This is a genomic window from Kineosporia rhizophila, from assembly GCF_021277265.1.
Classification (GTDB): Bacteria; Actinomycetota; Actinomycetes; order Actinomycetales; family Kineosporiaceae; genus Kineosporia; species Kineosporia rhizophila.
In genome coordinates, this window is sequence record NZ_JAJSOH010000071.1 from 1 (window position 1) to 1,013 (window position 1,013).

General features: G+C 57.1%; 2 rRNA genes. Both read left to right on the forward strand.

The features are described 5' to 3' along the window. Nucleotides 1-786, forward strand: a 23S ribosomal RNA gene (locus tag LWF15_RS35760); the annotation flags it as partial. A gap of 108 nt (nt 787-894) precedes the next feature. Further along, nucleotides 895-1,011: ribosomal RNA gene (gene rrf / locus LWF15_RS35765) — 5S ribosomal RNA — on the forward strand. Nucleotides 1,012-1,013: the final 2 nt, after the last annotated feature.

The window sequence follows — 1,013 nt, forward strand, 5'->3', positions numbered from 1 at the left end:
GGGAGACTGTGAAGCTGGCACGCTAGTGTTGGTGGAGTCAATCTTGAAATACCACTCTGGTCGTTCTGGATGTCTAACCTCGGTCCGTGATCCGGATCAGGGACAGTGCCTGGTGGGTAGTTTAACTGGGGCGGTTGCCTCCCAAAGAGTAACGGAGGCGCCCAAAGGTTCCCTCAGCCTGGTTGGCAATCAGGTGTCGAGTGTAAGTGCACAAGGGAGCTTGACTGTGAGACCGACAGGTCGAGCAGGGACGAAAGTCGGGACTAGTGATCCGGCAGTGGCTTGTGGAAGCGCTGTCGCTCAACGGATAAAAGGTACCCCGGGGATAACAGGCTGATCTTGCCCAAGAGTCCATATCGACGGCATGGTTTGGCACCTCGATGTCGGCTCGTCGCATCCTGGGGCTGGAGTAGGTCCCAAGGGTTGGGCTGTTCGCCCATTAAAGCGGTACGCGAGCTGGGTTTAGAACGTCGTGAGACAGTTCGGTCCCTATCCGCTGCGCGCGTTGGAAACTTGAGAAGGGCTGTCCCTAGTACGAGAGGACCGGGACGGACGAACCTCTGGTGTGCCAGTTGTCCTGCCAAGGGCACCGCTGGTTAGCTACGTTCGGAAGGGATAACCGCTGAAGGCATCTAAGCGGGAAGCTCGCTTCAAGATGAGGTTTCCATACATCCTTGAGGTGTGGGAGGCTCCCAGCTAGACGACTGGGTTGATAGGCCGGATGTGGAAGCAAGGACTAACGACTTGTGAAGCTGACCGGTACTAATATGCCGATGACTTACAACACTCCGCTCTGCACACGAAGCGAAGATGACTCACGTCCACTATGCGGTTCACGGGAAACGACCGTGCACACCCCCTGAAAAAGAGGGTGTCTGGTTGTGCCGAGAGAGTTACGGCGATCATAGCGGCAGGGAAACGCCCGGTCCCATTCCGAACCCGGAAGCTAAGCCTGCCAGCGCCGATGGTACTGCACTGGTTACGGTGTGGGAGAGTAGGACATCGCCGGACAA